This window comes from Limnobacter sp. SAORIC-690 (assembly GCF_002954425.1).
GTDB lineage: Bacteria > Pseudomonadota > Gammaproteobacteria > Burkholderiales > Burkholderiaceae_B > Limnobacter > Limnobacter profundi.
Genome location: NZ_MQVZ01000003.1, coordinates 1 through 5,631 on the forward strand (window position 1 = coordinate 1; position 5,631 = coordinate 5,631).

The following is a 5,631-nucleotide window of genomic DNA, read 5'->3' on the forward strand; positions in this document are numbered from 1 at the left end:
TGTGAAAGCTGTCAAGGCTTTTATAAACATCTACTCCGTCGAGTTTAGTAAATTTTGCAGAGATTAAACTGAAGAGTTTGATCCTGGCTCAGATTGAACGCTGGCGGCATGCCTTACACATGCAAGTCGAACGGTAACAGGTCTTCGGATGCTGACGAGTGGCGAACGGGTGAGTAATACATCGGAACGTGCCCAGTAATGGGGGATAGCTCGGCGAAAGCCGGATTAATACCGCATACGCCCTGAGGGGGAAAGTGGGGGACCGCAAGGCCTCACGTTATTGGAGCGGCCGATGGCTGATTAGCTAGTTGGTAGGGTAAAGGCCTACCAAGGCGACGATCAGTAGCTGGTCTGAGAGGACGATCAGCCACACTGGGACTGAGACACGGCCCAGACTCCTACGGGAGGCAGCAGTGGGGAATTTTGGACAATGGGGGAAACCCTGATCCAGCAATGCCGCGTGTGCGAAGAAGGCCTTCGGGTTGTAAAGCACTTTTGTCAGGGAAGAAATCCTTTGGGCTAATACCTAGGGGGATGACGGTACCTGAAGAATAAGCACCGGCTAACTACGTGCCAGCAGCCGCGGTAATACGTAGGGTGCAAGCGTTAATCGGAATTACTGGGCGTAAAGCGTGCGCAGGCGGTTGTGTAAGACAGGTGTGAAATCCCCGGGCTTAACCTGGGAATTGCATTTGTGACTGCACGACTAGAGTGTGTCAGAGGGGGGTGGAATTCCACGTGTAGCAGTGAAATGCGTAGATATGTGGAGGAACACCAATGGCGAAGGCAGCCCCCTGGGATAACACTGACGCTCATGCACGAAAGCGTGGGGAGCAAACAGGATTAGATACCCTGGTAGTCCACGCCCTAAACGATGTCAACTAGTTGTTGGGGATTTACTTCCTTGGTAACGTAGCTAACGCGTGAAGTTGACCGCCTGGGGAGTACGGCCGCAAGGTTAAAACTCAAAGGAATTGACGGGGACCCGCACAAGCGGTGGATGATGTGGATTAATTCGATGCAACGCGAAAAACCTTACCTACCCTTGACATGGCAGGAACTTTCCAGAGATGGATTGGTGCTCGAAAGAGAACCTGCACACAGGTGCTGCATGGCTGTCGTCAGCTCGTGTCGTGAGATGTTGGGTTAAGTCCCGCAACGAGCGCAACCCTTGTCATTAGTTGCTACGAAAGGGCACTCTAATGAGACTGCCGGTGACAAACCGGAGGAAGGTGGGGATGACGTCAAGTCCTCATGGCCCTTATGGGTAGGGCTTCACACGTCATACAATGGTCGGTACAGAGGGTTGCCAAGCCGCGAGGTGGAGCCAATCCCAGAAAACCGATCGTAGTCCGGATCGCAGTCTGCAACTCGACTGCGTGAAGTCGGAATCGCTAGTAATCGCGGATCAGAATGCCGCGGTGAATACGTTCCCGGGTCTTGTACACACCGCCCGTCACACCATGGGAGTGGGTTCTACCAGAAGTGGCTAGTCTAACCGCAAGGAGGACGGTCACCACGGTAGGATTCATGACTGGGGTGAAGTCGTAACAAGGTAGCCGTATCGGAAGGTGCGGCTGGATCACCTCCTTTCTAGAGAAAGAGAAGTAGATTCAAGTCTTGAATTTGTTTGGTTTTAGTGCTCACACTTATCGGTTTGTTTAGACGCGAAGATACAAGCAGCAAGAAGAGAGGGCCTTTAAGTGCGGAACGAAAGAACTGTCTAGAGGTCAGGGCCCTGGGGCTGAAAAGTTTACGGGGTCTGTAGCTCAGTTGGTTAGAGCACCGTCTTGATAAGGCGGGGGTCGATGGTTCGAGCCCATCCAGACCCACCATTGGTTTGAAGTTGTTGTAAAACACCTGGGGGTGTAGCTCAGCTGGGAGAGCACCTGCTTTGCAAGCAGGGGGTCATCGGTTCGATCCCGTTCACCTCCACCAAGTTTTAGTGCTGCAAGAAACGTGAAGTTTGTATCGAGTGTTTGAATAAATGGTCTTTGAATAAAAGATTGGCTGTTAGCGGTTAGGCAAGGGATGCGGGGGTTTGCATCGGTTTGCGGTCAAATGAATAAGCGCGTGGTGCTGGGCACTGGGGTGTTTATTCATTTGGCTGTAAGAGTCGCCAGGTCTTCAGGATCTGGACTTGTTCTTTAACAATTTGGAAATGATGAGATATCGAGATAGATACTCCTTTTAACGAAGGTGTAGATATTTTGATTGATGCGATTGCATCATCGTTCTTCTCAAGAAGTGGGTGTGTATTGTTCCTAATACGCACCGGCGCTTGAAATTTAGAATACACACAAACTACTTTGCTTTTTATGGTGATTACAGTGTTGTTCTTGTGAATAACTTGAGCAGGGCTTAACGCTATAGAGTCAAGCGAATAAGTGCACATGGTGGATGCCTTGGCAGTCATAGGCGATGAAGGACGTGGTAGCCTGCGAAAAGCTACGGGGAGCTGGCAAACAAGCTTTGAGCCGTAGATGTCCGAATGGGGAAACCCACCCTTTTAGGGGTATCGCACAGTGAATACATAGCTGTGCGAGGCGAACCTGGAGAACTGAAACATCTAAGTACCCAGAGGAAAAGAAATCAACCGAGATTCCGAGAGTAGTGGCGAGCGAAATTGGATCAGCCTGTACGATTTAGCATTTGAGTTAACAAAACGGTCTTGAAAGTCCGGCCATAGAAGGTGATAGCCCTGTATGTGAAAACTCGATTGTGGAACTAGGCGTACGACAAGTAGGGCGGGGCACGAGAAACCCTGTCTGAACATGGGGGGACCATCCTCCAAGGCTAAATACTCATGACTGACCGATAGTGAACTAGTACCGTGAGGGAAAGGCGAAAAGAACCCCGGGAGGGGAGTGAAATAGATCCTGAAACCGTGTGCATACAAACAGTCGGAGCGGACTTGTTCCGTGACGGCGTACCTTTTGTATAATGGGTCAGCGACTTACATTCAGTGGCAAGCTTAACCGAGTAGGGAAGGCGTAGCGAAAGCGAGTCCGAATAGGGCGTCTAGTCGCTGGGTGTAGACCCGAAACCAGATGATCTATCCATGGCCAGGTTGAAGGTTGGGTAACACCAACTGGAGGACCGAACCCACTAACGTTGAAAAGTTAGGGGATGAGCTGTGGATAGGGGTGAAAGGCTAAACAAATCTGGAAATAGCTGGTTCTCCCCGAAAACTATTTAGGTAGTGCCTCGAGTCTCACTACAGGGGGTAGAGCACTGTTATGGCTAGGGGGTCATCGCGACTTACCAAACCATGGCAAACTCCGAATACCTGTAAGTGCAATCTCGGGAGACAGACATCGGGTGCTAACGTCCGGTGTCAAGAGGGAAACAACCCAGACCGCCAGCTAAGGTCCCTAATATCTGCTAAGTGGAAAACGAAGTGGGAAGGCTAAAACAGTCAGGAGGTTGGCTTAGAAGCAGCCACCCTTTAAAGAAAGCGTAATAGCTCACTGATCGAGTCGTCCTGCGCGGAAGATGTAACGGGGCTAAGCAGATAACCGAAGCTGCGGATGTACACGTAAGTGTATGTGGTAGGGGAGCGTTCTGTAAGCCTGCGAAGGTGTGTTGTAAAGCATGCTGGAGGTATCAGAAGTGCGAATGCTGACATGAGTAGCGATAAACAGAGTGAAAGGCTCTGTCGCCGTAAGCCCAAGGTTTCCTACGCAACGTTCATCGGCGTAGGGTTAGTCGGCCCCTAAGGCGAGGCAGAAATGCGTAGTCGATGGGAAGCAGGTTAATATTCCTGCACCGACGTGTAATGCGATGGGGGGACGGATCGTGGAAAGTGGTCCAGGTGTTGGATATCCTGGTCCCTGCATCATAGAGGACAGTTAGGCAAATCCGGCTGTCATATACTCAAGGGTGTGGGGGGAAGTAGCTACGGCTACGAACCCATTGGAAGTGGTCCCAAGAAAAGCCTCTAAGCTTCAGTTACACGTTGACCGTACCGCAAACCGACACAGGTGGGCGGGATGAGTATTCTAAGGCGCTTGAGAGAACTCAGGAGAAGGAACTCGGCAAATTGGTACCGTAACTTCGGGAGAAGGTACGCCCTTGTAGTTTGACCATGAACAATGGAAGGACGAAGGGGTTGCAATAAAATGGTGGCTGCGACTGTTTAATAAAAACACAGCTCTCTGCAAACACGAAAGTGGACGTATAGGGAGTGACGCCTGCCCGGTGCTGGAAGATTAAATGATGGGGTGCAAGCTCTTGACTGAAGTCCCAGTAAACGGCGGCCGTAACTATAACGGTCCTAAGGTAGCGAAATTCCTTGTCGGGTAAGTTCCGACCTGCACGAATGGCGTAACGATGGCCACACTGTCTCCTCCTGAGACTCAGCGAAGTTGAAGTGTTTGTGATGATGCAATCTCCCCGCGGCTAGACGGAAAGACCCCATGAACCTTTACTGTAGCTTTGCATTGGACTTTGAACCGGTTTGTGTAGGATAGGTGGGAGGCTTTGAAGTGGGAACGCCAGTTCTCATGGAGCCATCCTTGAAATACCACCCTGATCTGTTTGAGGTTCTAACCTTGACCCATTATCTGGGTCGGGGACCGTGCATGGTGGGCAGTTTGACTGGGGCGGTCTCCTCCTAAAGAGTAACGGAGGAGCTCGAAGGTACGCTAAGTACGGTCGGACATCGTACTGATAGTGCAATGGCATAAGCGTGCTTGACTGCGAGACTGACAAGTCGAGCAGGTGCGAAAGCAGGACATAGTGATCCGGTGGTTCTGTATGGAAGGGCCATCGCTCAACGGATAAAAGGTACTCTGGGGATAACAGGCTGATACCGCCCAAGAGTTCACATCGACGGCGGTGTTTGGCACCTCGATGTCGGCTCATCTCATCCTGGGGCTGTAGCCGGTCCCAAGGGTATGGCTGTTCGCCATTTAAAGAGGTACGTGAGCTGGGTTTAAAACGTCGTGAGACAGTTTGGTCCCTATCTGCCGTGGGCGTTGGAAATTTGAAGGGGGCTGTTCCTAGTACGAGAGGACCGGAATGGACGTATCTCTGGTGTACCGGTTGTCACGCCAGTGGCATTGCCGGGTAGCTAAATACGGAAGAGATAAACGCTGAAAGCATCTAAGCGTGAAACTTGCCTTAAGATAAGATTTCCCTGAGGACTTGATCCTCCTGAAGGGCCGTTGAAGACCACGACGTTGATAGGCTGGGTGTGGAAGTGCAGTAATGCATTAAGCTAACCAGTACTAATTGCCCGTGCGGCTTGGCTCTATAGCATTGAGCCTTGCTTAAAAGATACGCACATGAAACAACACAGTAAATCTACCCGGGGCTAGACCTTAGCCTCAATGAAAACCAAGGTAGTTTGTTTGAAATAGATATACCCGCAACACGCATCAACAAGATAGCAGCGCTGTCTCAAAGATAACTCATCAGTTCCAAATCGAGCCAATCAGCCGCAACGCTGGTTAGCTAACAAGTAAGTGCAATCAAGGCACCGCACTTACAGCCAACCCTCTTTGCCTGACGACCATAGCAAGGTGGTACCACCCCTTCCCATCCCGAACAGGACCGTGAAACGCCTTAGCGCCGATGATAGTGTGCATTCGCATGTGAAAGTAGGACATCGTCAGGCTCTCCAATTCC

At 50.9% G+C, this 5,631-nt stretch carries 2 tRNA genes and 3 rRNA genes; all 5 read left to right on the top strand.

From position 1 onward, the window contains the following. The first annotated feature begins 65 nt into the window (after window positions 1-65). Window positions 66-1,593, top strand: a 16S ribosomal RNA gene (locus BSZ31_RS16595). 165 nt (window positions 1,594-1,758) lie between these two features. Further along, window positions 1,759-1,835 (top strand) — tRNA-Ile (locus BSZ31_RS16600). A 27-nt stretch (window positions 1,836-1,862) separates the two neighbouring features. Then, a tRNA-Ala gene (locus tag BSZ31_RS16605) sits at window positions 1,863-1,938 on the top strand. A gap of 435 nt (window positions 1,939-2,373) precedes the next feature. After that, window positions 2,374-5,256 (top strand): 23S ribosomal RNA (locus BSZ31_RS16610). A gap of 251 nt (window positions 5,257-5,507) precedes the next feature. Next, window positions 5,508-5,620: ribosomal RNA gene (gene rrf, locus BSZ31_RS16615) — 5S ribosomal RNA — on the top strand. The 16S, 23S and 5S rRNA genes sit together here with 2 tRNA genes alongside, the layout of an rRNA operon. Window positions 5,621-5,631: the final 11 nt, after the last annotated feature.